Source organism: Pseudarthrobacter sp. NPDC059871, assembly GCF_042731175.1.
Taxonomy (GTDB): Bacteria; Actinomycetota; Actinomycetes; order Actinomycetales; family Micrococcaceae; genus Arthrobacter.
The window spans coordinates 70,667-95,259 of the sequence record NZ_JBHWJV010000006.1; the positions used below are offsets into that span (position 1 = coordinate 70,667).

17 protein-coding genes and 1 pseudogene are annotated in these 24,593 nt (G+C 67.1%); 4 read left to right on the plus strand and 14 right to left on the minus strand.

Annotated features, from left to right (window positions below; translation table 11 throughout):
• Positions 1 to 139: 139 nt before the first annotated feature.
• A complete protein-coding gene (gene ptsP / locus ACFV4R_RS09760; RefSeq protein ID WP_377202345.1) occupies positions 140 to 1,825 on the plus strand; it encodes a phosphoenolpyruvate--protein phosphotransferase in 1,686 nt (561 codons plus the stop codon).
• A gap of 28 nt (positions 1,826 to 1,853) precedes the next feature.
• Here the strand turns inward: ptsP and ACFV4R_RS09765 are convergent, their stop codons facing one another.
• The 9 genes from ACFV4R_RS09765 to ACFV4R_RS09805 all read right to left on the minus strand — a co-directional run bounded on the left by ACFV4R_RS09765 (position 1,854) and on the right by ACFV4R_RS09805 (position 14,091).
• Entirely contained in the window at positions 1,854 to 3,035 is a 1,182-nt protein-coding gene (locus ACFV4R_RS09765) for a GH32 C-terminal domain-containing protein (RefSeq protein ID WP_377202346.1), read from the minus strand.
• 6 nt (positions 3,036 to 3,041) lie between these two features.
• The gene (locus tag ACFV4R_RS09770) at positions 3,042 to 5,516 is read right to left on the minus strand and encodes a family 16 glycoside hydrolase (RefSeq protein WP_377202347.1); all 2,475 of its coding nucleotides are present in this window, start codon (positions 5,514 to 5,516) and stop codon (positions 3,042 to 3,044) included.
• A gap of 36 nt (positions 5,517 to 5,552) precedes the next feature.
• Complete coding sequence (locus tag ACFV4R_RS09775; RefSeq protein WP_377202348.1) at positions 5,553 to 7,088, minus strand: glycoside hydrolase family 32 protein; 1,536 nt, start codon at positions 7,086 to 7,088, stop codon at positions 5,553 to 5,555.
• A complete protein-coding gene (locus ACFV4R_RS09780; RefSeq protein WP_377202349.1) occupies positions 7,085 to 8,233 on the minus strand; it encodes an ATP-binding cassette domain-containing protein in 1,149 nt (382 codons plus the stop codon). Before ACFV4R_RS09780 ends, ACFV4R_RS09775 begins: the two co-directional genes overlap by 4 nt.
• Complete coding sequence (locus tag ACFV4R_RS09785; protein WP_377202350.1) at positions 8,230 to 9,219, minus strand: ABC transporter ATP-binding protein; 990 nt, start codon at positions 9,217 to 9,219, stop codon at positions 8,230 to 8,232. Before ACFV4R_RS09785 ends, ACFV4R_RS09780 begins: the two co-directional genes overlap by 4 nt.
• Entirely contained in the window at positions 9,216 to 10,187 is a 972-nt protein-coding gene (locus ACFV4R_RS09790) for an ABC transporter permease (RefSeq protein WP_377202351.1), read from the minus strand. The genes ACFV4R_RS09785 and ACFV4R_RS09790 overlap by 4 nt, the downstream gene beginning before the upstream one ends.
• Positions 10,188 to 10,212: 25 nt before the next feature.
• Positions 10,213 to 11,190 (minus strand): ABC transporter permease, encoded by a 978-nt coding sequence (locus tag ACFV4R_RS09795; protein ID WP_377202352.1) that lies wholly within the window; start codon positions 11,188 to 11,190, stop codon positions 10,213 to 10,215.
• A 76-nt stretch (positions 11,191 to 11,266) separates the two neighbouring features.
• Positions 11,267 to 12,940: an ABC transporter substrate-binding protein gene (locus tag ACFV4R_RS09800; protein ID WP_377202353.1), complete on the minus strand. Its 1,674-nt coding sequence runs from the start codon at positions 12,938 to 12,940 to the stop codon at positions 11,267 to 11,269.
• Between the two features lie 80 nt (positions 12,941 to 13,020).
• Entirely contained in the window at positions 13,021 to 14,091 is a 1,071-nt protein-coding gene (locus ACFV4R_RS09805; protein ID WP_377202354.1) for a LacI family DNA-binding transcriptional regulator, read from the minus strand.
• 253 nt (positions 14,092 to 14,344) lie between these two features.
• On the opposite strand from ACFV4R_RS09805, the pseudogene ACFV4R_RS09810 reads away from it, so the two are divergent.
• Positions 14,345 to 14,737, plus strand: a pseudogene (locus ACFV4R_RS09810) (helix-turn-helix domain-containing protein); the annotation flags it as partial.
• Positions 14,738 to 14,856: 119 nt separating this feature from the next.
• Entirely contained in the window at positions 14,857 to 15,660 is an 804-nt protein-coding gene (locus ACFV4R_RS09815; protein ID WP_377202355.1) for an alpha/beta fold hydrolase, read from the plus strand.
• Here ACFV4R_RS09815 and ACFV4R_RS09820 read toward each other — a convergent pair.
• Positions 15,657 to 16,877 (minus strand): PucR family transcriptional regulator, encoded by a 1,221-nt coding sequence (locus ACFV4R_RS09820; RefSeq protein WP_377202356.1) that lies wholly within the window; start codon positions 16,875 to 16,877, stop codon positions 15,657 to 15,659. The two genes, ACFV4R_RS09815 and ACFV4R_RS09820, sit on opposite strands and share 4 nt — an antisense overlap.
• A 232-nt stretch (positions 16,878 to 17,109) precedes the next feature.
• On the opposite strand from ACFV4R_RS09820, the gene ald reads away from it, so the two are divergent.
• Positions 17,110 to 18,228, plus strand: a complete 1,119-nt coding sequence (gene ald, locus ACFV4R_RS09825; RefSeq protein ID WP_015938949.1) for an alanine dehydrogenase — start codon at positions 17,110 to 17,112, stop codon at positions 18,226 to 18,228.
• A gap of 173 nt (positions 18,229 to 18,401) precedes the next feature.
• On the opposite strand, the gene ACFV4R_RS09830 is transcribed toward ald, so the two are convergent.
• From ACFV4R_RS09830 to ACFV4R_RS09845, 4 genes are all read right to left on the minus strand, one after another.
• On the minus strand, positions 18,402 to 19,466 hold the full coding sequence (locus ACFV4R_RS09830; protein WP_377202357.1) for a Gfo/Idh/MocA family oxidoreductase: 1,065 nt from the start codon (positions 19,464 to 19,466) through the stop codon (positions 18,402 to 18,404).
• Between the two features lie 137 nt (positions 19,467 to 19,603).
• Positions 19,604 to 21,319 (minus strand): ABC transporter family substrate-binding protein, encoded by a 1,716-nt coding sequence (locus tag ACFV4R_RS09835; RefSeq protein WP_377202358.1) that lies wholly within the window; start codon positions 21,317 to 21,319, stop codon positions 19,604 to 19,606.
• 46 nt (positions 21,320 to 21,365) lie between these two features.
• On the minus strand, positions 21,366 to 23,615 hold the full coding sequence (locus ACFV4R_RS09840; RefSeq protein WP_377202359.1) for a dipeptide ABC transporter ATP-binding protein: 2,250 nt from the start codon (positions 23,613 to 23,615) through the stop codon (positions 21,366 to 21,368).
• A complete protein-coding gene (locus tag ACFV4R_RS09845; protein WP_056080531.1) occupies positions 23,612 to 24,592 on the minus strand; it encodes an ABC transporter permease in 981 nt (326 codons plus the stop codon). Before ACFV4R_RS09845 ends, ACFV4R_RS09840 begins: the two co-directional genes overlap by 4 nt.
• Position 24,593: the final 1 nt, after the last annotated feature.

Below are 24,593 nucleotides of genomic sequence, written 5' to 3' on the forward strand. Positions count from 1 at the left end.
TATGAACTGAATCACATACAATTTTTTCAGGCTCGTTTCCATCTCCTGACGTGACGCGTTGTGGCGGGGCGGAGGTGTTCCGGCATGGCGCCGGGATTGTTTGGCGGGCCTGGCTACCGGCAGAGAATGAGGACCTTCAGTGCAGAACTTCCCAGGAGTAGGCGTCAGTCCAGGCCGCGTCATCGGCACAGTGCGGCAGATGCCCAAACCGATCAGCGAACCTCCCGCCGGTGAGCAGCTGGCCCCGGACACCACCGCCGAGGAAGCCACCGCAGCACTGAAGGCGGCCTCCCAGGCCGTGCATGACGAACTGAAGGCGCGCGCCGCGCACGCCAGCGGCGACGGCAAGGCCGTCCTGGAGGCCACGGCACTGATGGCCAAGGACACCATGCTGATCAAGGGCGCCGCCAAGCTGGTGGCCCGGGGTACGTCCGCTGAACGGGCCATCTGGGAATCTGGATCCTCCGTGTCGGAGATGCTCCACAACCTGGGCGGCTACATGGCTGAGCGCGCCACCGACGTCCTGGACGTGCGGGCCCGCATCGTGGCCGAGCTCCGCGGCGTGGCAGCGCCCGGCATTCCCGCGTCCGAGAATCCCTTCGTCCTGGTGGCAGACGACCTCGCCCCGGCCGATACCGCCACGCTGGACCCGAACAAGGTCCTGGCCCTGGTGACGTCCGGCGGCGGCCCGCAGTCGCACACGGCCATCATCGCCCGCTCGCTCGGCCTTCCCGCCGTCGTGGCCGCCGTCGGCGTGGACCACATCGCTGACGGAACCGAGGTCTACGTGGACGGCGCCGCCGGTTCCGTCACCTCCGAACCGGACGGCGCCCTGCGCGAGGCCGCGGAGGGCTGGGCCGCCACAGCCTCGCTGCTGGCAGAGTTCACCGGCACGGGCGCGACGGCGGACGGCCACCAGGTCCCGCTGCTCGCCAACGTTGGCGGCGGCAAGGACGCGGTGGCTGCCGCGAAGCTGGGCGCCCAGGGAGTGGGGCTGTTCCGCACCGAGTTCTGCTTCCTGGAACGCGACACCGAGCCCTCCGTGGAAGAACAGGCCGCCGCGTACAAGAGCGTCTTCGATGCCTTCCCCGGCAAGAAGGTGGTGCTGCGCACGCTGGACGCCGGCGCCGACAAGCCGCTGCCGTTCCTGACCGACTCCACCGAGCCCAACCCGGCCCTCGGCGTCCGCGGCTACCGCACTGACTTCACCACCCCGGGCGTGCTGGACCGGCAGCTGGAAGCCATCGCCCTGGCCGCCAACGCGTCCGAGGCGGACGTGTGGGTTATGGCACCGATGATTTCCACCGCCGAAGAAGCGGCACGTTTTGCCTCGATGTGCGCTGACGCCGGCCTGCAGACCCCCGGCGTGATGGTGGAGGTGCCCTCCGCCGCCCTGACCGCCGAGGCCATCCTCCGCGAGGTGGGCTTTGCCAGCCTGGGCACCAATGACCTCACCCAGTACGCCATGGCAGCGGACCGCCAGCTCGGTCCCCTGGCCAACCTCAACACCCCGTGGCAGCCGGCCGTCCTGCGCCTGGTGGGCCTGACGGTGGAGGGCTCCCGGGCGGAAGGCAACAGCAAGCCCGTGGGCGTCTGCGGCGAGGCGGCGGCGGACCCCGCCCTCGCCGTCGTCCTGACGGGCCTGGGCGTGAACACGCTGTCCATGACCGCCCGCTCCCTCGCCGCCGTCGCCGCAGTCCTGAAGACCGTGACCCTCCAGGAAGCCCAGGAACTGGCCAAGTTGGCGCTCTCCGCACCGAGCGCCTCCGAAGCCCGCGACCGGGTGCGGGAGAAGCTGCCCGTCCTGGCGGAACTGGGCCTGTAACCAGTCCCGCCAGCCCGGCAATCCTGCCCTACGGCAGGGCCGTCACCAGCACATCCTGGTACGCGGCCCTGCCGTCGAACACGTTGACGCCCACCCGTCCGGCGGCCAGGGGCGCAGAGTCGGCCACGTCGATCAGTTGCGTCCCGTCCACTGCCACCGTGATCCGGCTCCCGCTGACAGCCGCGTCCAGGGCGTAGCTGACCCCATGGCCCAGGTTCGAGGGCACACTGGCCAGGACCGTGAACTCCCCACCGGATAACTTGAACACCCGCACCACGCGCAGGTTCGGGTCCAGGTTCAAGTAGTAGGCGGTGGAACCGTCCGCCGAGGACCGAAGCAGCACCGAGCCGGCGCCGCCGTACCCTTTTTCGGGGGCCAGGTCCCGGTTCAGGAGCTCACCTGTGAAGGGCTCACCGCCGAACCTGACGGTGGCCTGCAGCCGGACGTTGGCGTAGGTGGCCGGGCCCATGGCGGTGGAGTCTTTGTCGAACGTGCCGGCCAGGCCTGCGCCCGTGCCCTCCCAGCGTCCGCCCGGAACCACGGAATAGGCGCCCAGGTTGTGCCTGGCGTTGCCGGCCACTGGCGGAAGGACGGCCGACGGCGGAGCACCGGTGAGGCGTGCGGTGTCGCCGAGCTGGTGTACTTTGACCGTCACCAGCCGGGCGGTGCCCCCGGCAGCCGTGAAGGACAGCCCTGTGGAGGACGGATCGGGGAAGATCAGTGAGGTGACGGCAGCCGTGCCGTCACCGCCGAAGACCTCCACCGAGGACGCGTCCACCAGGATCCGGACTTTCACGCGCCGCTCCGCGCCCACCACTGTGGAACTCCAGGGGGCCGTGGCATTGTCCGCGGCCGAACCCGCGAAGTAGCGGGTGAAGTCCTTGCGTCCGGCGGCGCCGCGGTCCACCGTGAGGGCGGCAGCACCGGCGTCGTACGTCACCAGTGTCTGCTGCGCGCCGGTGGAGCCGTTTCCTTTGCGAACCCCGAACGCGAAGGAGGTGGCTCCACCTGACAACGGGATCCCCACCTCGGCCTCGAGTTCGAACGAACGCCCCGTGGCGGCGGCCAGCGGGTTGCCGGAGGTTGGCGAGACCGCCACGTCCGAGGCCTGCCACGTGGAGGTCCGCAGCGATTCTGCCTCCGCCACCGGGGCCTGCGCCAGCCGGAGTCCCGCGCCGGGCACGTCCACCAGCCTGACCTCGCGGGGCACTGAAAGCTACCCGTTCCACCGGCCCGTGGGCGGGCTGAAGGCGTAATCCCAGTTGCTCATCCAGCCGATCATGATCCGCCGGCCGTCCGGGGTGCCGTAGAAGCTCATGGCTGCGTAGTAGTCGCGGCCATGGTCCGCCTGCAGCACCGTGGAGGCGGGGGTGTCGGGGGTGAAGGTTGTTCCGTTCCACGTTCCAGTCACGTACTGAGCCGCCGAGCCGTTGGTGGCGCGGACGGCCCCGGTGCTCCACCACAGCACCCAGCGCTTCACGCCGGGCTGCCCGTCCACGGGCAGTTCGAAGAAGTCCGGGCACTCCCACACCCCGCCGCGGACCCAGCTTCCGTAGCCGAAGGTGCTGGAGAAGGTCCAGTGGAGCAGGTCTGTGGAGGAATAGAAGCGGAGGTGGTCCCCGCCCGCCACCACCATGATCCAGGTGCCGGACGCTTCATCACGGGTGACCTTGGGATCGCGGAAGTCCCAGCCGCCGTCCGGGCCGCCCGGGTTCTCCACCACCGGCGCGGCCTGGACGGTCTGCCAGCTGCGGCCCTTGTCCTTGCTGTACGCGGCGCGGACGGACTGGTTGCCGTTCACGGCGTCGTGGTTAAAGCTCGTGTAGTAGGCAATGAGCCCGGAGCCGCCGCCGAAAAGCCCGCTGGCGTCGGTGGCATCCACCACCGCAGAGCCGGACCAGGACTCCCCCGCGGCCATGTGCGGCAGGGCGATGGGCAGTTGCTTCCAGTGCAGCAGGTCGGTGCTGACCGCGTGCGCCCAGCGGCCGCGGTCCTGGTGGAAGAGGTGGTATTCGCCGTCGAAGAACACCAGGCCGTTGGGGTCGGAGCTGTTTCCGGAGTTCTGCGTGTAGTGGTAGCCGGGCTGGTAGAGGCCGTTCATGTACTGGTCCACGGCGTCCGCGCGGACGTTCTGGAACCAGGCGGTGCCGGTGACAAGGAGGGCGAAGCCGGACCCGGAGGCGGCGGGAACCGTGCCGTTCAGGACGGGCGTGCCGTTGATCAGTACGGATGCTTCCGTGCCACGTGCTGTGAACTGGACGCGGTTGAGCTGCCCGGCCTTAAAGCTGGTGGCGGGCAGGGTGCCGCTGTGCAGGAGCGTGGATCCGGCCCGGTTGTACAGCTTTGCCGTGCCGGCGCCGGGATCGATCCGCAGTTCGAGGCCGCCGGCGCCATCAGCACCGCTGCGGACCACCACCGAGGCCGTTGCTGGGGAGGTGGCGGTCAGGTCCAGGGAGGCAACGACGTCGGACGCCACCGCCGGGATGAACCTCGCCGCGGTGCCGCCCGCCGTTGCGGCGAGGAGGCCGGCGGCATCGGGTTCCCAGGAGCCGGACAGCGTGCGCCAGCCCTGGAGCGAACTCTCCAGACCGCGGAGGGTCATGCTTTGGAAAACCGCGGCGCCGTTGTAGGAGCCCAGGCCCACGTGGCCCGTACCGGCGCCGGAGTCCGTGGCCGTGATGGCGGGCGTGGCGCCGTTGGGGTCCAGGAAGTCCGTTTGCCAGTAGACAGCCAGCGCATTGCCCAGGGCGGTGACCCGGAGGCGGTAGACCTGGTTGAGGGTGATGGTGGCGGGGAACGTGCCGAGCGTGGCGTTGTCCGAGACCCTGTAGAGGCGCAGCCTGCCCGCGTTGGGGTCCACTTCGGCGGCGTACCCGGTGGTCCCGTCGGCGTTGGTCCGGAAGAGGACTGTTCCCACGCCGTAGGGGGATGCCACCTGGATGTCGGTGGAGAAGTCGACATCGGTGGGTGACTGTCCGGTGGCGATGGCGCGGATGTTGGCATTTGCCGGGGCGGTGCCTCGGAATCCGGTGGCCGTTGCGGACCAGCCGCCGCCGGCAGTCCAGCCGGAGACGTTCGCGTCGATGGTCCGCACGCCGGGGGTCCCGAAGGCCACGGTTCCATTGAACGCGTGGAGGCCGACGCGGCCCGATTCGTAGCGGTAGTCCGTAGCGTCGATCCTTGAGGTCCCGTCCACGGCGACATAGATCCGTGGCCCGTCAACGTGGACGTCCACGTTGTAGGGCTGTCCCGTGTTCAGCGCGAGGGCCACCGGGGCCACCACGTCCTGGCCGGTGGCGAGATCGAACAGCCGCACCCGGTCCAGGTTTGGATCGATGGTGGCTGCGTAGCCGACGCCGGCATCAGGGGTTGCCCGGAATACCAGGGCGCCCACACCGTAGGGGCTTCCGGAATCGACCGTCACGCTGGCCGTGTAGCGGGCAGTTCCCGTGATGACCTGTTCGCTGGTGGCGGCCGCGTTTTGGCCGGAGGGCGCGACGGCGGTGTACCCGCCCTGCGCGGTCCGGGTCCACGTGCCGCTGGTGCCGGCGACGTCCGGGATGGGGCTGGTGGTGCTGTTGAGGGTGACGGGCGCGGTGCCGAGGGCCACTGCCGGAGCAGCGGCCCCCGTTCCCGCGAGGCCGGCACCAAGGACCGCTGCCGTGAGGCCCGCGGCTAGTCTCTTGTGCATGCAGATCGCCTTTGATCTCGGAGGTTGGGTTTGGGGCTATGGGAAGAGGGTGCGGGCACCTCCCGAGATGTCGGCCATGGTCCAGGCATCGAAGGCGTTCAGGTGTACGGCTCCCGCTGTGGAGAGGGTGACGTGGCCGCCGCCGCGGGTGGGGTAGACGCGGGCGGTGAGCGGCTTGCCGTTGGCGAAGATCTCGACGGCGGACCGGTCCACCAGGACGCGCAGGTGCACGTGGCCGCCGGCCATCTGGATGGACCCGGACCTGTCCTCCACGTCCACTGACGAATCCAGGGAACTGCGGGTGCGGTCGAGGCGGAGGGTTCCTTCGGTGTCACCGGGGCCGGGTGCGGGACGGGCCACTTCGATGACGGTGTCCTCCGCGCCGTCGCCTGAACCCAGCACGCCCAGCCGCAGCTCGGCGCCCGGCGCCAGGTGGAGGTCCAGTTCGAGGTCCAGCTGGTTGCCGCGGACTCCGGTATCCAGCGGAGCCACCAGCTCACGTCCCGGCAGCCTGGTGTGGTTGCCTCGAAGCTTTTCCAGTTCGGAGACAGGCGCGAACCGCAGCGTCCCGTCCTCCGCCAGGGTGGTGACCCGCGGCAGGCTCATCACGCCGGCCCAGCCGGCTTCCACCATCGCGGCGTCCGTGCGGCCCTCCTGCAGCCAGCCGAACATGATGCGCCGGCCGGCGTCGTCCAGGAAGGACTGCGGCGCGTAGAAGTACCGGCCGCCGTAGTCCAGGCGGTGCAGCGCGGCCGGTTCGAAGGAGTCCCCGGAATACCGGCCCGTCCAGTACAGCGGGTGGCGCGTGTCGCCGTCGTTCCAGGCCGAGAACACCAGCACGTCGGGTGAACCGTCCGCGGGTTCGGTACCCAGGGTTCCGGTGCCGGCACGGAACAGGTCCACGCATTCCCACATGGTGCCGGTCCAGTCGGCGTCTTCGGGGCTGCCCTGCGACGCGTCGCCGATGAAGATCGGCCCCACGTAATCCCAGGACCGCAGGTCCGCCGACTCGTACAGGAACGCCGTTCCGCCGCGGCCGCGGACGCCCGAGCCCACCAGCTGACGCCACCTGCTGCCTTCGCGCCACACGCAGTGGTCACGGTAGGCGGTGATGTCCACGCCGGCCGGCGGGGCTGCGATGACGGGATTCTCCGGGGCCTTAGTCCAGGTGGACAGGTCCGGTGAGCCCACGGCGACGCAGGGAAGTTCGCGCTCCCCCAGCCTGCCCGAGTAGACCAGGGTGGGCGTGCCGGCGTCGTTGACCAGCACGCCTGACCAGCATCCGTCGGCATCCGGACCTGCGGAGGGTTCCAGGGCCACCGGCAGGTCCGTCCAGGTGACGAGGTCCGTGCTGGTGGCGTGGCCCCACTGGATGCGGTGGTGGAAGGCGCCCTCGGGGTTGTACTGGTAGAAGAGGTGGTAGATGCCGTTCCACTGGGCCACGCCGTTGGGATCGTTAAGCCAGCCGGCGGGAGAGACGAAATGGAAACGGGGCCGCAGCGGATCAGATTCCGCGCGGGCAACCAGCTCACCGCGCGGGACGGTGGCCAGCGGGTGGGTCAGTTCAGTCATGCCGAAGCCTTCCGGGGACGGGACGACGCCGGAGGGCCGGCGTCTGCGGAGGTGCCCGCGAGTGCGGAGTTGCCGGCTGCCGGGTCTGCAGCGAGCGCGTGGCCGCCGGCGGCTGCACGCGGGCGGTAGAGGTGGCAGCGGACCCAGTGCCGGTTGCCGGGCTCGCCCACCTGGTGCCGGACGGGCTGGTCGGCGGAGCAGGGCTGGTCCGGGTCGCCGTCGAAGGCGCAGCTGGTAGAGGCCATGACGGCCTGCCGAAGTTCGGCCCGCCGGACGGGATCGTAGGAACCGGCACGGCCCGGATCCGGAACGGCGGAGACCAGGAGCTGCGTGTAGGGGTGGGCCGGATTGGCCAGCAGGTCCAGCGACTCGCCCTCCTCCACAAGTTCGCCGGCGAACATCACGGCCGTGCGGTCCGCGAGGTAGCGGGCCGAGGCGAGGTCGTGGGTGATGTAGAGCATCGAGATGCCCTGCTCGTCCCGGAGCCTGCGCATCAGGTTGAGTACGCCGATCCGGACGGAGACATCCAGCATGGAGGTTGGTTCGTCGGCGAGGATCACCTGCGGTTCCACGGCGAGCGCCCGGGCGATAGCGACGCGCTGGCGCTGGCCGCCGGAGAGTTCATGCGGGTAGGAATCCAGCATGTCCGTCTGCAGACCCACGGTGTCCATGAGCTGTTCGAGGCGGGCCTGGGTTTCCGTTTCGGAACGTCCGCCCTTCCCGTGGATCGCCAGGGAACGCCGCAGGAAATGGCCGATCCTGTGTGCCGGGTTCAGCGACCCGAAGGGATCCTGGAACACCATCTGCAGCTGGGAGCGGAACGCCCGCGAGGCCTGGAAGCGGTCCCGCTTGAGGACGTCGGCGCCGTCCAGCAGGATTGAACCCTCGCTGGGCCGTTCCAGCCGGGCAACACAGCGGGCCAGGGTGCTCTTGCCGGAACCGGATTCGCCCACCAGCGCAACGATTTCACCGCGGCCGATGGCCAGGTCCACGCCGTGCAGGGCGCGGACTGAGTCCCTGGAGAACAGCCCGCCGATGGGGAACGACTTGCCCAGGCCGCGGACCTCCAGGGCGGGGGTGTCCGTCCGGGCGGTGCCTGAGCTGGAGGGGCCAGCACCGGTGGTGGAAAGCATTGAATGGCTCATCGGACAGCTCCTTGCAGCGTCTCGGCCGCGTGATCGGCGGCGTGGGCGCCGTGCGCGATGGACAGGTCGTCGGCACCGAACGGCGCCACGAGGTGGCCGGGCGCCACCTCGGCGAGGTCGGGGATATTCCGGAACTTCACGCCGTCGGGCAATCCGGAGAGCGGCACCCGCGGGCCGGTGAGCGGCGGAAACGCGCCCATGAGCGCCTGCGTGTAGGGGTGGCGGGGATCCGCGTAGACGTCGTGGGCCCTGGCGGTTTCGACGATGCGCCCGCCGTACATCACAGCCATGCGGTGGGACAGTTCCACCATGAGGGACATGTCGTGCGTGATGAACAGGACGGAGAAGCCGAGCTCGCGCTGGAGTTCCTTGATCTGGGCCATGATTTCCTGCTGCACCACCACGTCCAGGGCGGTGGTGGGCTCATCCAGGATCAGGAGGGAAGGCTTGAGCGCCACGGCCATGGCGATAACCGCACGCTGCCGCATTCCGCCGGAGAGCTGGTGCGGGTACGACTTCAGCCGCGCGGGGTCGATCCGGACCAGCTCCAGCAGCTCCCCCGCCCGCCGCAGCGATTCCCTGCGGGACAGCCCGGCATGGGTGGTGAAGATGTCCACGATCTGCTCGCCGATGGTCAGCACCGGGTTGAGCGAATTCATGGCCGACTGGAACACCATGGCCACGTCCTGCCAGCGGAAGCGCCGCAGCTCCTCCGGGCTCATGGCCAGGACATCCCTGCCGCCGAAGGAGATGCTGCCGCCGGCGATCTTCGCGGGGTCCTTGAGCAGGCGCATGATCGAGTTGGCGATGGTGGACTTGCCGCAGCCCGATTCCCCCGCCAGGCCGAAGACCTCGCCGGTGCCGATGCTGAAGGAAACACGGTCCACGGCGGTGGTGGAGCGGGTATCGCCGATGTACTTCACGGTGAGGTCCTGAACGTCTAGGACGGGTTCATGGGATCCGAAGGAGGTTTGGGAGACAGTCATTTGGCGGCGCTCCTTTCGACAGGTGCCGGGGTTTCGGCCGTGGCGGGCCCGGAGGTCTTGATTTTCCGCAGGCGGGGGTTGGTGACCTCGTCCACGGCGTAGTTGATGAGGGCCAAGGCGAAGGCCACCAAGGCGATGCACACGCCCGACGGTACGAAGACCCACCAGCTTCCGGTGAGCAGCGCGCCCTCATTGCCGGCCCAGAAGAGGTTGTTGCCCCACGAGACGGTGCTGACATCGCCCAGTCCCAGGAACTCCAGCCCCGCCTGGGCGCCGATTCCGTAGATCACGCAGGCCAGCAGCGTGCCCATCACGATCGAGGCCATGTTGGGCAGGATTTCCCGGAACATGATCCGGCCCGCCCGTTCGCCGGACACCACCGCCGCGGCCACGAAGTCCTTGGAGCGGATGGACAGTGCCTGGCTGCGGAGGACGCGGGCCGATCCTGCCCAGCCGGTGACGATGAGCACCAGGATCACCGTTCCCAGGCCCGGCGGGAGGAACGCGGCGAGGATGACGAGCAGCGGCAGCCCGGGAAGGAGGAGGAAGACGTTGGTCACCAGGGACAGCGCTTCATCGATGAACCGGCCGAAGTAGGCCGAGGCCAGGCCCACCAGGATGCCGATGAACGTGGAGGCGAAGCCCACCGTGAGGCCCACCAGCAGCGAACTCCGGGCGCCGTGCACGGTCAATGCCAGCACGTCCTGCCCCTTCGCCGTGGTGCCCAGCCAGTGGTCAGCATCCGGTTCCAGGGACGCCATCGCGGTAATCCTGGACGGGTCGCCGGGGAACAGCACGGGGGCCAGCAGGGCCAGCCCGATGAAGACGGTCATTATGGCCATGCCCACCAGGGCCTTCTTGTTGGTGGCCAGCCCGTGGATGAAGCTGCGGTTTGGTTTGGTTTTGGGTTTAGCGGCGGGGGTTTGGCCGGCCGTGGTGGCGGGTTGCTGGAGGATTGCGGTTGCCATGGTGGGGTCCTTTTTCTGCGGCCGGTCAGTTGCTGCGCACGCGCGGGTCGAGGCGGACGTACAGGATGTCCACCAGGAAGTTCGCCAGCAGCACGGCGGCGGTGATGGTCAGGAACAGGCCCTGCATGAGGGGGTAGTCCAGGCCCTGGACGGCGTTGAGGAGTTGGTAGCCCACGCCGGGGTAGGCGAACACCACCTCGGTGAGCAGCGCCCCTCCCACCACGAAGCCCAGGCCCATGCCGAAGCTGGTCACGGACGGCAGCATGGCGTTGCGGGCCGCGTACCGGAGCATGATGCGGCCCGGGCGCAGTCCCTTGGCTTCGGCCATGGTGATGTAGTCCTCCGAGTTGGTGGCGATCATGGTGTTCCGCATGCCCAGCATCCAGCCGCCGATGGACACCAGCACAATGGTCAGCGCCGGGAGCACCAGGTGCGCGCCGACGTCGCCGATGAACTCCCAGGTGAGGCCCGGTTCCAATCCGGCGGTGAACGCGTGCCGGATGGGGAACCAGCCCAGCACCACGCCGAACAGGTAGAGGGCGCCCATCGCGAGCCAGAAGTAGGGGAACGACCCGATGAACACGAGTACCGGCGGCAGGGCGGAGTCGATCGCGCCGCCGCGCCGCCACGCGGCCACGATGCCCAGCAGGTTACCCACGACGGCGGCAATCACCAGGGCGGTTCCGCCCAGCAGGAGGGTCCAGCCGATCTGGGACGAGATGACCTCGGTGACAGGGGCCGGGAAGCGCGAGATGGAGACGCCCATCTGGCCGGTGAAGACGTTCTGGAGGTAGCCGGCGTACTGATCCCACAGCGGCCGGTCGTCCACTCCGAGCAGCTTGCGCAGCGCCTCGATCTGTTCGGGCTGCATTCTGTCCTGGGAGCGGGCGAACATGCGGGAAACGGGGTCCCCCGGCATGAAGCGCGGGAGCAGGAAATTCAGGGTGATGGATGCCCAGAAGGCGACCAGGTAGAAACCCAGCCGGCGCAGGATGAAGCGCACGGGTTCCCTCCAATTCGGGAGTGGTGAAAGTTTTGGGAGGCTGGCCGCCGGAGATTCCGGCGGCCAGCTGAGGAATTTACTTGCGCGGTTCCAGCGAGGTCAGCACCAGCACCGTGGTGGGTGCGCGGACCGAGAGGGTGGCGTAGGGGTTGTCCTGGGTGGGCCACCCGGTGAAACGGGTGTCATTGAAGGCACCCCATTCCGGGCCGGAGAAGAGCGGCACCAGCGGCGCGGCGTCGCTGTACTCCTCCTGGAGCTTGTTGGCGATGTCCTTCTGCTTGGACTGGTCCGATTCCGCGGCGAACTGGGCCAGCAGGGCGTCGGCCTTCGTGTCGCCGAAGCGGTGGTAGTTGTCGAACGTCTTGGTGCCCACCGGCTTCACGGTTGCCGAGCCCATGGCGGTATTGAAGTACTTGTACGGGCTGGGGTCGTTGGCGCTCCAGACGATGCCGGAGTCGAACGTTCCGGTTTCGTAGCTGGCCACCACGGCGGCCCAGTCAGGCGACTCCACCTTGGCGGTTACGCCCACCTCGGCCAGGTTCTGGGCGATCACGTTGGCTACGGACAGCCAGTCGGAGGAAGAGGCTCCCACGGAGATCTTGAACTCGAACAGGGATCCGTCCTTGAGGGTGCGTTTGCCGTCCGCGCCCTTGGCGTAGCCGGCCTTGTCCAGGAGCTCGTTGGCCTTCTGCACGTCGTGGTTGGTCCAGGTGCAGTTGTCCTTGACGGCGCTGTTCTTCCAGGTTTCGTAGTTGCCGGACAGGCCTGTGCAGTCAGCCGGCTGGGCGTAGCCGCTCATGCCGATCTTGGTGACCTGGTCACGGTCAACGGCCATGCTCAGTGCCTTGCGGACGTCAACATCGTTGAATGGCGCCTTGGTGGTGTTGAGCTGCCAGTTGATCATGGCCCCGGTGGGCGGGAACCAGTACTGGCGGTGGTCCTTGTCCTTAGAGACGAACGTTTTTTCGATATTCGGGATGTACTGCGGCGCCCAGTCCGCGTCGCCGTTGGCCGCCGCGAGGTTGGCACCGTCGTTACCGGCGAAGGCGAGCATCTTGATACCGGCGATCTTCTGTTTCTCCGGCTGCCAGTAGTTGGGGTTCTTCTTCAGCACGAAGGACTGGGCCTGGAAGCTGTCCACTTCGGTGTAGGGCCCGGTTCCGACGGGCTTGGCGTTCGCTTCCTTTTCAGGGTCGGCGAGTGTGGACCAGATGTGCTTGGGCAGGATGGTGAGCTGGCCGACGTCGTACAGCGCCGGGGACCATGGCTTGTTGAAATTGAAGGTGACCTTGTTGCCTTCGGCGGTGACGCCGTCGAGGTACTCAAAGCCGCCCTTGATCTTCTTCTGCAGCTCGAAGGTGTAGGCCACGTCGTCGGCAACCAGCGGCTGCCCGTCGGACCACTTCACGCCGTCGCGCAGGGTGAAGGTGGCGGACTTGCCGTCGTCGGCGGCCTTCCATTCGGTGGCGAGCCACGGCACCGTGTCCCCGTTGGCCGGGTTGAAGATCAGGAGCGATTCGTAAATCGCCTGCTGGACCATGGGGTTCACGGTGGGGGCAAACGGGTTGAAGTTCTGCACGAACGTGCCCATGTCCTCACGCGGGATGGTCAGCAGCGCACTCGAGTTGGAGCCGGCGTCGTTGCTGTTTGTGTTGTTGACGTTGGCGGCGCAGCCGGTCAGCAGCATCGCTCCCACGGCCAGGCCCGCGGCCGTGATCCGGGCAGCCCGGAAGAATCGGGGTTGTGTCATGATGGTTATCTCTTTCCTGTCTTCATCAGCGAGGTGAAGGGTGGGTTAGGGGTTTTGCTCTTCGGAAGTTGATTTCGCGGTCAGACCGAAGAGCGTTCTAGCAGCGGACAGTCGACCAGTTGCTGGTCGGCAATGATCGGCTGTCCTGCTGTAAGGGCGGCGAGCGTCTGGACTCCCAGGGCGCCCATTTTTTCGAACGGCAACGCAACGGTGGTCAGTTTGGGCCGCAGGTAGGCCGCAATCAGTTCCTGGTTGTCGAAGCCGATTACGGCGATGTCTCCGGGGATGGTCAGGCCCCGTTCCTTGATGGCGTCATAGGCGCCCATCGCCATTCGGTCATTGAGGCAGAACAAGGCGGTTGGCCTGCGCGCCCCCTCGTACCTGTCCAGGATTTGGCCGGCAGCCTCGTAGCCGCCGTCGGCCGTCGCGTAGCCGGACACCACCAGTTCCGGATCCAGGTCCAGTCCGGCGTTGGCCAGTGCTTCGCGTGCACCTTCCAACCGCCCCACTGCAGCAGGGATAACCGGGTCAAGGTTGATGACGCCTATCCGGGTGTGGCCGGCCTGGAGCAAACGTTCGACGGCGACCCGGCCACCCGCGCGCTCGTCAGGGACGATCGAAGGCAGCTTTCCGTCAGCGTCGAAGCAGTTGATCAGGACAGTGGGTACTTCATTGGCGCTCTCCGGAACGTGGACGCCCCGGTGGAAGGTGGCCGCGTACAGCAGTCCTTCCACGCGCTGCTCCAACAGCTTTTCCGTTGCAGCATCTTCCAGGCCCTGGTTGGGTCCTACGGCATCGGCCTGGTCGGAGGGCGCGATGAGCAGGAACCGGTGGTCAAGCCAGGCCTGGTCCTGGGCACCTTTGATGATGTCAACGGCGAAAGGGGCCGTGACGATCTCGGTGACAATGCCGTACCAGCCACTGCGCTGGGATGCCAGGGCACGGGCGCCGGCGTTGGGCCGGTAGCCGAGCTCCTGGACGGCCTCGTTGATCCGGATGCGGGTCTCCTCGGAGATGCTGGCGTTTTCGCGGTTGCTCAGGACGAACGAAACTGCGGTCCGGGAAACGCCGGCATGCTTGGCGACATCATTCATGGTGACGCCCCGCTGCCGCACGGAGGCGGCTTGGGGAGGTGTGGTGCTTTTCGCCATTGAATGCTCCGGGTCTTCGTCGACTGGGCTGTGCCAGCTCTGCGTGGTGAGGTGTTCCCTGTAGCGCGGAGACCTTGTGGGTAACGCGCGTTACTTGAATCGTGTGATTGAGGTTACGCGCGTTACTAACTCCGTGTCAACGGTCTCTTTTATTTGCACCCGCACTGCCCTTTTCGAAAGTTCCGCTCATAGTGGACGTGTGCGTCCATCGTGACCGCAGGGAACCGTCTGACGGGAGGGTTAGGCTTCCTCTATGGCACTGATAGCCCCCCGCGTAACAGCCGGATTGCCCGCCGATGATGCCGGCGGCCTCGCCCGCGCTCTCCTGGACAGCAACGACATCACCGTATTCGTGGACGGCACTGTCCACCGGCTGCCCGCCCAGGCGAGGGACGCCGTCGTGGACCTCCTGGCACGGCTCAGCCGCGGGGAGGCGGTGACCGTGAGCAGCGTCGAGGAGATGCTGACCACCTCGCGGGCCGCCGAACTGGCCGGCATTTCCCACACGTACCTGCGCAACATGACGGACCGCGGCGAAATCCCGGTGGAATACCGGGGCACCCACCGGCGGATCCGGCAGAGCGCCATCCTGGCCTGGCTGGAGACCCAGCGGCGGAAGGAACGCGAGGCCGCGGTGGACGGCGGCACAAATGCCGCCGGAACGAACAGTGCGGGTTCGGACGGCTCGGCGCCGGACAGCGTGGCTGCAGGCAGCGCCGGCGGTTCCGGCGCGTCAGGTGTTTCCGACGGCGGCGCGGGGCCGCGATGACGGTCCCCCTGCGGTCCTCGGCGGTTGAAGCACGCGGCCTGTCCGGCCGGATCTTCTGGACGGACGGCACGCCGCCGCCATCGCCCGGCGCAGTACCGGGCGATGCGGAGCCGGCGTACGTGCTGGTCCACGGAATCGGCGTCTCGCACCGCTACCTTCGGCGGCTGCACCAGCTGCTGGCAGCCTCCGCCCCCACGTATTCGCTGGACCTGCCCGGGTTCGGCGGCACGCCCCGTCCCGGTCAGCAGGTGTCCGCGGAGGAATACGGCGCTTTTATCGGCGAAACCCTGGCGTCCAGCGGCATCGAATCCTATATCCTGGTGGGCCATTCGATGGGTGCTCAGTTCACCATCGAGGCGACCCGCCACGCGCCGGACCGGGTGCGGCAGCTGGTGCTGATGGGCCCCGTGGTTGATGAACGGCACCGGACGGTCACCCGCCAAAGTGTCGCCCTGTTCCTGGACGCCCTCCTGCGGGAAAGTGCGTCGTCCAACTGGGCCGTTCTCAGCGATTATTTCCGCTGCGGCCCGCGCTGGTACTTCACCGAATTGCCCGTCATGATGAACTATTCCACCGAGGAACGGCTGGCGGGAATCGACCTGCCCGTCCTGGTGCTGCGCGGCGGCAAGGACCAGGTTGCCGGCCCGGAGTGGTCCCGGCGTTTGGCTGCCACGGCCCGGCACGGGCACTTTACGGAAATCCCGGGCGCCGGACATGTGGCCCAGCACCTCCGGCCGCAGCAGGTGGCCGAGGCCATCAAGTCCTTTGTAACCGCGACATCCGGGCGGGCCCGCCGCTAGATCCTCGGCCGGGCAGCCCACCGGCGCATCTTCAGGGCGGCGTGAAGCTCCAGGCGGGGCAAGCCCTTTAACGGGTCCACGCCCAGCAGCTGGCGTATCCTGCCCAGCCGGTTGTAGATGCTGCTCCGGTGCAGATGGAGCTTCGTGGCCACGTCCTGGACGGAACCGTCGTTGTCGTAGAGGAGTTCCAGCACCGGAATGAGTTCGCCGTTCCGGTCATGGTCTTCGAGCATCCGGAAGTACACGGATCCCGAATCGGCCCAGGCCCCCACCCCGCCCCCGGCGGATGCCAGCAGCTGGTACACGCCGGTGGCCCGGCAGTCCACCAGCTCACCCAGTTGGGGGTCGACGGCGGCTGCCTGGGCCGCGAGTTTCGACTGCCGGTATGCCTCGCCCAGCTGGCGGGTGCGGGTGAACCCTTCGCTGATCCCAAGGATGATGCGGTGCACCGGCCTTCCGGACCGCTTGGCCAGCTCCAACTGGTAGTGCACCAGCACCTGCGCATGGTTGGCCCGGCCGGACAGCTCACGGAACAGCACCACCGAGTGGGTCTCCGTACCGGCGCTGAACAGTGCCGCGTCCACGCCCACGGTGGCCTGCAGCGCGGTGGACCGGTGGATCAGGGTGGATGCGATGGGGTCCGGACCGCTGGCCCAGCCGTCGGCGTCCAGCACGGTGACCATCTGCCACGGCCCCCGGCCCTGGACTTCCTTCCAGCCGGCAACTGCGGCCACGGCGTTCGGTTCGCCGGCGCAGGCGGACAGGAACTCACGTTCACGGCTGCGCCGGAACTCGGACTCGGCAGTATTGGAGTCAAGCAGCAGCCCGGACAGCAGCTCCAGCTCATGGTTCACCGCCGGCAACTGGGTGAGGATCGCCGTCGGGCTCTCCTCCGCCGAGTCCTGCTGCACCCAGAGATAACCCACGCGGAAGCCGCGCACCATCAGCGGGACACAGACGCGGCCCAGCATGCCCAGGTCCGGATTGGCAGGCACCACCACGGGCCGCACGGCAGTGGCGATGCCCTGCGAGAGCTGCCAGGCGCTCACGTCCGCCGGCACCTTCTTGCTGAGCAGGAAGTTCACGCGCACACGGTCCGCATGGGACTGGTTGGAGCTGTAGGCGAGGAGCAGGCCGTCCAGGTCCTCCAGCGAAAGGCCGCGGCCCAGCTTCTGCGCCACCTGTTCCACGAGCTGTTCCACACCCTGCTGCTGCATGCGCCAACATTACTGCCCGGCAGCCTGTGGGCACGAACGGACAACAGGCGACACCTGACGCTTCCGCCCTCGACATATGTCTACCGCAGCCAGCCAAAATCCGCGGAATTCCGGGGATTCCGCCGATGATCCCAGCCGCGGCCAGTGTCGGCTGGCTCACAGCGGATTTATCGTGGAAACACGAAATCCTTCCGTACTTTCCGGCTTATCCGCCGAGAACCTGGAGCCCACGATGATCATCGGTGTCCCGAAAGAAATCAAGAACAACGAGTTCCGCGTCGCCATCACCGCCGCCGGCGTGCACGAATTCCGCACCCACGGCCATTCGGTGCTGGTGGAGCGCGGCGCGGGCCTGGGCTCCGGCATCACCGATGAGGAATACGCCATTGCCGGCGCAGAGATCGTCACCGAAGCCGATGACGTCTGGTCCCGCGCGGACATGGTCATGAAGGTCAAGGAGCCCGTCAAGGCCGAGTACCACCGGTTCCGCAAGGGCCTGATCCTCTTCACGTACCTGCACCTGGCCGCCGAGCCCGAACTGACCCAGGAACTGATCAACTCCGGCGTTACCGCCATCGCCTACGAGACCGTCCAGGAGGGCCGCACCCTCCCTCTGCTCGCCCCCATGTCCGAGGTTGCCGGCCGGCTGTCCGTCCAGGTGGGCGCGTCCTCCCTGATGGCCCCGGCCGGCGGCAAGGGCGTCCTGCTGGGCGGCGTTCCCGGCGTCCGCCCCGCCAAAGTTGTTGTCCTCGGCGCAGGTGTAGCCGGCACCAACGCCGCCGCCATGGCCCTGGGCCTGGGCGCCGACGTCACCATCCTGGATATCAACATCAACCGCCTCCGCGAACTGGACGCCCAGTACCAGGGCCGGCTGAAGACCGTGGCATCCAACGCCTACGAAATCGAAAAGTCCGTAGTAGACGCAGACCTGGTGATCGGCTCCGTCCTGATCCCCGGTGCCAAGGCCCCCAAGCTGGTCACCAACGACCTCGTGGCCCGCATGAAGCCCGGTTCGGTACTGGTGGACATCGCCGTGGACCAGGGCGGCTGCTTCGAGGACACCCACCCCACCACGCACCAGGAACCCACCTACAAGGTGCACAACACCATCTTCTACTGCGTGGCCAACATGCCGGGTGCGGTGCCGAACACCTCCACGTACGCCCTGACCAACGTCACCCTGCGCTACGCCGTGTCCCTCGCCAACCTGGGAGTCAAGGCCGCCTTCGACCGCGATCCTGCCCTCGCCGCCGGCCTCAACATCGCCGCCGGCCACGTGGCTCACCACTCCGTGTCCGAGGCACACAACCTGCCTCTGGTTTCCGACTGGCACGAGCTCGTTTCGGCCTAGGCCCCTTCACAGGTCGTCCTGCTGCGCCGGACGACAGACATCCTCTGCGTGCTGCTCCTTCGTCGCTTGGGCCCACGCCAGCAGGGTTCCCTGGCCGAGCTTGCGAGGTTAGGGTGCTGGTGGGGAGCACGCTGCCGGATGCCTGTCGTTCGGCGTTCGGCTTTTTCGGGCACTTACGAGGCGAGTTCCCGCGCTTTTTCTATAATTTTTAAGACGTCAACCGCGTCCTGTGGGTTTACCGGGAGGGGCAGGGGTGACTCTGTCCCTCCGTCGAGGATCTTGTCTGCCAGGAGGCGGTAGAACTCGGGGTAGTTGCCCCGTTCGGTGGGGAGCCGGTCCAGGTGGCCGTCGCGGCCCAGGAGGCCCGCCCAATCGGGTGCCTCCACGCCGTATTCCTGGTCCAGGGGGCTACCGCCGGCCACGATGAACGGTTCCTGCGGGTCCACGCCGTGCTTGGTGAAGCCGCCCACGGAGCCAAGGACGCGGAACCGCGGGGACTGCTGCGCACACAGCATGTTCATGCTGAGGTGGCTGAGCACCCCCGAGTGGTGGCGGAGTACCAGGAACACGTCGTCGTCGGCCCGCTCGTCGGAGCGGCGCGCATGCAGCTCGGCATGGGCTACGTCGGCCGGGCCGAAGAGCTGCAGTGCCTGGTCGATCAGGTGGCTGCCGAGGTCGAAAAGTGCGCCGCCGCCGTCGGACGCTGTTGCCCTGGCCTTCCAGGCCTTGGCGATCGACGGCGTCCACCGCTCAAAGCGGGACTCGAAGCGAAGCACCGTGCCCAGTGCCTCGGCCGCCAGCAGCTTTTGCAGGGTCAGGTAGTCGCCGTCCCAGCGCCGGTTGTGGAATACCGTCAGGGTCCTGCCGAGCTCCCGGGCCAGCGAGACCAGCTCCTCCCCTTCGCTGGAGGAGATGACGAACGGTTTGTCCACCACCACGTCCAGCCCGGCCTCCAGGGCCGCCTTAGCCAGTGGATAGTGGGTTGCTGGCGGCGTGCCCAGCACTACGAGGTCCAGGCTGTCTGCCCGCTCGAAGACGGCGCGTCCGTCCGGCACGGTCCGCACACCCGGGTAGCGGCCCGTCGCCGCCGCCTGCCGGTCTTCGTTGGAGGTGGCCACGATGTCCAGCGAATACCTGCTGTCTGCGTCCAGCAGGGGCGCGTGGAAGACGCTGCCGGAGAGCCCAAAGCCGACGACGGCGGTACGGATGGTGCGTGGCTCAGCTTCAGTTCCGGTCATGCAACCAACGCTACTCCGGAGCGCCCTCCTGCACCTTTTAAACCAAAAGCCCTCCCACTGTCCGCCGCCGAAGCGGACGAACAGTGGGAGGGCGCTGGCGCGCTATCCGCAGGATGCGGGAAAGCGCCTGGAAAGTGTTACTTCTTTTCCCAGCCGAGGGTGGTCCAGTCCGGAACCTGCGACAGGCTCTGGAACAGCGACGGGCCGTAGTTGGCCAGTCCCGTGCGGACGAAGGAGATCTGCGGGCCGTTCATGACCACGCCCATGGAGAAGTACTTCGCCATGTGCTCCTTTTCGACCTCCATGGCCGCCTTGTTGCGCTCGGCGTTGTCCTCGATGGAGGCGAGGTCGGCGATCTTCTTGTCCAGCTCGGCGTCGCCCAGCTGGTTCTCGTTGGTCTTGGAGTCGTAGTACTGCTTCACTGCGTCGGTGGCGTCCGGGCCAACGGTGTAGCCCGAGACGCTCATGTCGAAGTCGCGGCCGCCAATGACCTTGCCGAAGTCCGCGGATGCGCGCTGGTCGATTCCGACGTCCATGCCGCCAGCCTGGAGCTGCTTCTGCAGGGTCTGCGTGAAGGCGAGGGTGGTGGGATCGTCACCGAAGTTGCTGATCTTGAAAGCGGCAGGTTTGCCGTCCTTCTCCATGACGCCGCTGGCGTTGGCCGTGTAGCCGGCATCCGTCAGAACCTTCTTGGCAGCGTCCGGACCGGTTTCCTTCACCGGGTAGTTGTCCTGGTAGTACTCCGAGAACGGCAGGAGCATCATGGAACCGGAGCTGGGCTCTTCCCAGTTCAGGCCGTTGAAGCGGACCTTGCGGAGCGCTTCGCGGTCGACGGCGGCGAAGATGGCTTCGCGGACGGCGACATCAGTGATCTTCTGGGCATTGATGTTCATGCCGCCGGCGAAGAGGCGCTGGCCGCGGCGGACATCGGAGTCCTTGGTGCCTTCCAGCTGCTTGTAAAGGGCAATGGTGTTGGCGGACATCGCATCGATTTCGCCATTCTTGAAGGCAGCGATCTGGGCGCTGGTCTCAAGCTGGCGGAAGGTGACGTTGGCCAGGACCGGCTTCTTGCCCCACCACTTGTCGTTGGGGACCATGGTGACGGTCTTCGCCGCAGGATCGTACTGGTCCAGCTTGAACGGGCCGGCCATCCACTCGGCGTGCATGTTGCCGTTGAAGCCTTCGTTGAACACCTCCGGGCTGTTCACGGCCGGGTGGATCAGGCCGAAGAAGAGCGAGTCAACCGGGTAGACCGGCTGCGTGGTCTTGACGATGACTTCCTTGTCGCTGCTGCCGGCCTCGACCGACTCGACGAACTGGTAGGCGCCGGAGCTGACGATGTCGTAGCCGTTGTCCGGGCTCTTGAGGATGTTCCAGGTGTTCTTGAACGCCTTCACATCGATGGGGGTGCCGTCGTTGTACGTGGCCTTGTCATTGACCTTGATGGTGATGGTCTGTTTGCCGTCCTTGACCTCGCTGTCCACGGACTCGCAGAAGTCCGTGTTGGGCGTGACCTTTCCGGTGAAGTCGACCTTCCAGCAGCCACCCATGCCGCCGCTGTTCATGGCGACCGGGTTGATGGGGACCTGCAGGGCGGAGTTGTCCGCGCTGTTGCCGTTGTTGGAGAAGCCGTTGAAGTCCGGGCCGATGTTGCCCAGCGGAAGGGTGACCTTGCCGCCCTGCTCAAGATCGGCTGCCGGCTTCTCGTTGATGCTGATCAGCTTGGACAGGTCGCTGCCTGCCTCCTGCCCCTTGGCTGTCTCCGGCCCCGTGGAGCCGCCACTGCCGCAGGCGGTCAGCGCCAGAGCCGCAGCAATGGCTGCAGCTCCGCCGATCCTGTTCAGATTCCTCATGGTTTTCCCTTCATTGATGCGAATGGTGCGGGTGGGTCGGCTAAATCTAGGGTGCATGGTGTTCCGCCTGGTCGTGGGTCACCAGCATGTCTTCGTCCAGTTCCCCGTCCGGGAAGAAGCAGGCGAAGCGCTGATCCGGTGCCGGCGCCGCGGGTTCCAGCGCCTGGGCCGCCGGCGACGGGGCAACGGCTTCCAGCGGCGGTTCCAGGGTGAGGCACTTTTCCTGCTTTGTGGCAGGCAGGGCGGCAAACACGGGGCAGCGGGTGGCGAAGTTGCAGCCCTTGGGGGCATCCAGGGGCGACGGGAGGTCGCCCTTGAGGATGATGCGTTCCCGGGTGCGTTCCACGTGCGGGTCCGGCACCGGGATGGCGGAGAGCAGGGCGCGGGTGTACGGGTGGCGCGGGTTGTCGAACACACGGTCCACCTCGCCGATCTCCACGATCTTGCCCAGGTACATCACCGCCACTCGGTTGGAAATGTGCCGGACAACGGAGAGGTCGTGGGCCACCAGCAGGTAGCTCAGGCCCAGTTCCGCGCGGAGCTTGTCCAGGAGGTTGATGACCCCTGCCTGCACCGACACGTCCAGTGCTGAGACCGGCTCGTCCAGGACCACGAGCTTGGGGTTGACCGCGAGCGCGCGGGCGATGCCGATGCGCTGGCGCTGGCCGCCGGAAAACTGGTTGGGGAACCGGTTCACGTGGTCCGGCTGCAGGCCCACGAGCTTCATCAGCTCCATGATCCGTTTCCGGATGGCTTGGCGGTCCATGCCGGCGTTCTGCAGCGGTTCCGCGAGGACCTCGTAGACGGTGAACCGCGGGTCCAGGGCGCCGGTGGGGTCCTGGAACACCATCTGCAGTTCGCGCCGCATGGCGTTCTTGGTTTTGGTGTCGGCGGCCTGCTTATTGCTGATGCCGCCGATCACCACCTCGCCGTCCTGGTCCTTGTGGAACTCCATGATTTCCAGCAGGGTGGTGGTTTTCCCGGAGCCGGACTCGCCCACTATGGAGAAGCACTCCCCCTCGCGGACATCAAAACTCAGCCCGTCCACGGCCTTGACCGTGCCGATGCGCCGCTTCATCAGCGCGCCCTTGGTCAGCGGGAAGTGCTTGCGCACGTCCTTGAGCTGGAGGACGGTGGAGCGGTCCTCCCGCGGGATGGCGTCGAAGCGTGAAACAGGCACCGGCGGGGCGGCGAAGATGTCGTGGACGTCCACGTCACCGCCGAGGGCCGCCGACTTGATGCAGGCGGCGTGGTGCAGGGTGCGGCCGGACACCGGTGCCAGTGCAGGTTCCCCGTCGAGGCAGGCATCGGTGGCCAGCGGACAGCGCGGTGCGAAGGAGCATCCCGTGGGGGTGTGCAGGAGGTTTGGCGGTATGCCGTCGATGGGTACCAGAGATGATTTTTCGGAGATGTCCACGCGCGGAACGGCTCCAAGCAGGCCCAGCGTGTACGGCATCCGCGGGTTGTAGTAGATGTCGTCCACCGCGCCGGTTTCCACGGGCTTTCCGGCGTACATCACCATGATGTCGTCGGCCATGCCCGCCACCACGCCAAGGTCGTGCGTGATCATCACGACGGCGGCGCCGGTTTCCTCCTGCGCGGTGTGCAGCACCTCGAGGACCTGGGCCTGGATGGTGACGTCCAGGGCCGTCGTCGGCTCATCCGCAATGAGGACCCGGGGGTTGTTGGCAATGGCGATGGCGATCATTACGCGCTGGCGCATGCCGCCCGAGAATTCGTGAGGGAAGGCCTTCAGCCGGTCCTTCGGGCTGGGGATTCCCACCATGGCCAGGAGCTCGACGGCGCGGGCTTCTTTGGCCTGCTTGCTCATGGTGGGGTTGTGGATGGTCAGCGCTTCGATGATCTGGGTGCCCACGGTGTAGACGGGCGTGAGCGAGGACAGCGGGTCCTGGAACACCATGGCCAGTTCGTTGCCGCGGTATTCGCACATGGCTTTGTCGCTGAGCCCCAGCAGTTCGCGGCCGTTGAGCCGGACCGAACCGGTGACCTCTGCGGTCTCCGGCAGCAGGCCCATGATGGCCAGCGATGTCACGGACTTCCCGGAGCCCGATTCGCCCACGATGCCCAGGGTTTTGCCCGGCAGCAGGTCGAAGTCCACTCCACGCACGGCGTGGACCACGCCGTTCTCGGAGTTGAACCGGACGTTGAGGTCGCGCACGGACAGCACAGCGTCAGTGGGTGCGTGGAGCCCCGCTATGTGCAGCCGCTCGACGGCGTCGGCGGTGGAGTTGACCGACGCCGTGGTGCCGGACCCGGTAGTGGTTTCGCTGCTCATTTGCTCTTCTCCGCCCGGATTTTCCTGGCCTTTCGGGCCTTGCCCGTGGAACTGGAACTTGGGTCGAACGCGTCCCGCAGGCCGTCGTTCATCATGGCCAGGGAGCCGGTGAGCAGGAACATCACCGTCAGCGGCACCCAAAACATCCACGGGAAGGTCTGTACCTGTGAGGTGGCACCGCCGATCAGGACGCCCAGGCTGACGTCCGGAACCTTGATGCCGATGCCGATGAACGAGAACGCCACCTCGGCGAGGATGGCGCCGGTGACGCCGCGGGTGATGTCCAGTACCAGCAGCGAGCCGATGTTGGGGACCAGGTGCCGCCAGACGATCCGCCGCGGCGGGACACCCATGTACTGGGCCGCCTTCACGAAGTCGCGCTGCATCAGGGACATGGACAGGGAGCGGATCAGCCTGGCGGTGCCCATCCAGCTGAAGACGAGCAAAACGATGATCAGCAGCAGCCAGGACGGAAGGTCGCGCTTGAGGCCGGCGCCTCCACCGCTGGTGGCCACTGCCACAACCAGCAGCGCGGGCATCATGATGAGCGCTTCGAGGACGAAGAGCATCACCTTGTCCACCTTGCCACCGAAGTAGGCCATGGTGCAGCCGTAGACGGCGGCGATCAGGACGGAGACCAGGCCGACGATCAGGCCGATCAGGATGGAGATCCGGGTGCCTTCAACGGTCATCGCGTAGAGGTCGATCCCCGCCTGGGATGTGCCCAGGTAGTGCTCGGCCGATGGCGGCATCCCGATGTTGAAGGGGTCGATGGTTTCTTTGTCCCAGGTGGTGAGGAAGCCTCCCACGAAGGAGAAAACAGTGAGGGCCAGGAAGATGACCAGGCCGGCCACGGCGGTTTTGTTCCGCATGAAGCGGCGGAAGATGATGGTGGACTTGGCGATGACGACGTCGGCGCTTTCCAGGTGCGCGTCCTGCGCCACGGCTGCGGGGTCCACTGCGTTCAGGTTGGTCATG

Excerpts from the sequence above, each read along its gene's own strand:
- ACFV4R_RS09840 (WP_377202359.1), bottom strand. The coding sequence starts at position 23,615 with ATGAGCAGCGAAACCACTACCGGGTCCGGCACCACGGCGTCGGTCAAC.
- ACFV4R_RS09780 (WP_377202349.1), bottom strand. The coding sequence starts at position 8,233 with ATGAGCCATTCAATGCTTTCCACCACCGGTGCTGGCCCCTCCAGCTCA.
- ACFV4R_RS09830 (WP_377202357.1), bottom strand. The coding sequence starts at position 19,466 with ATGACCGGAACTGAAGCTGAGCCACGCACCATCCGTACCGCCGTCGTC.
- ACFV4R_RS09775 (WP_377202348.1), bottom strand. The coding sequence starts at position 7,088 with ATGACTGAACTGACCCACCCGCTGGCCACCGTCCCGCGCGGTGAGCTG.
- ald (WP_015938949.1), top strand. The coding sequence starts at position 17,110 with ATGATCATCGGTGTCCCGAAAGAAATCAAGAACAACGAGTTCCGCGTC.
- ACFV4R_RS09835 (WP_377202358.1), bottom strand. The coding sequence starts at position 21,319 with ATGAGGAATCTGAACAGGATCGGCGGAGCTGCAGCCATTGCTGCGGCT.
- ACFV4R_RS09790 (WP_377202351.1), bottom strand. The coding sequence starts at position 10,187 with ATGGCAACCGCAATCCTCCAGCAACCCGCCACCACGGCCGGCCAAACC.
- ACFV4R_RS09815 (WP_377202355.1), top strand. The coding sequence starts at position 14,857 with ATGACGGTCCCCCTGCGGTCCTCGGCGGTTGAAGCACGCGGCCTGTCC.
- ACFV4R_RS09770 (WP_377202347.1), bottom strand. The coding sequence starts at position 5,516 with ATGCACAAGAGACTAGCCGCGGGCCTCACGGCAGCGGTCCTTGGTGCC.
- ACFV4R_RS09785 (WP_377202350.1), bottom strand. The coding sequence starts at position 9,219 with ATGACTGTCTCCCAAACCTCCTTCGGATCCCATGAACCCGTCCTAGAC.
- ACFV4R_RS09845 (WP_056080531.1), bottom strand. The coding sequence starts at position 24,592 with ATGACCAACCTGAACGCAGTGGACCCCGCAGCCGTGGCGCAGGACGCG.
- ACFV4R_RS09805 (WP_377202354.1), bottom strand. The coding sequence starts at position 14,091 with ATGGCGAAAAGCACCACACCTCCCCAAGCCGCCTCCGTGCGGCAGCGG.
- ACFV4R_RS09800 (WP_377202353.1), bottom strand. The coding sequence starts at position 12,940 with ATGACACAACCCCGATTCTTCCGGGCTGCCCGGATCACGGCCGCGGGC.
- ACFV4R_RS09820 (WP_377202356.1), bottom strand. The coding sequence starts at position 16,877 with ATGCAGCAGCAGGGTGTGGAACAGCTCGTGGAACAGGTGGCGCAGAAG.